We start from the raw sequence: 286 nt of genomic DNA, 5'->3' as shown, positions 1-286 counted from the left end.
ACGAGATGGCCGACCTGATGATGGTCGCCGGCAAGGAGATCGAGGGCACGATCCAGCGCCTCGCCCAGATGGCGCGTGCCGCCGGCATCCATGTCGTGCTCGCGACCCAGCGTCCCTCGGTCGACGTCATCACCGGCACGATCAAGGCGAACTTCCCGACCCGCATCTCCTTCCAGGTGACGTCGAAGATCGACTCGCGCACGATCCTCGGCGAAATGGGCGCCGAGCAGCTGCTCGGCCAGGGCGACATGCTCTACATGGCCGGCGGCGGGCGCATCACCCGTGT

At 67.1% G+C, this 286-nt stretch carries 1 protein-coding gene; it reads left to right on the top strand.

What is annotated here, in order from left to right:
• On the top strand, positions 1 to 286 hold a 286-nt coding region (locus ASE61_RS27110; RefSeq protein WP_274532855.1), incomplete at both ends, for an FtsK/SpoIIIE domain-containing protein.

It is taken from the genome of Allobosea sp. Root670, from assembly GCF_001429415.1.
Classification (GTDB): domain Bacteria; phylum Pseudomonadota; class Alphaproteobacteria; order Rhizobiales; family Beijerinckiaceae; genus Allobosea; species Allobosea robiniae.
This window is presented reverse-complemented; position numbering and strand designations above follow the sequence as displayed.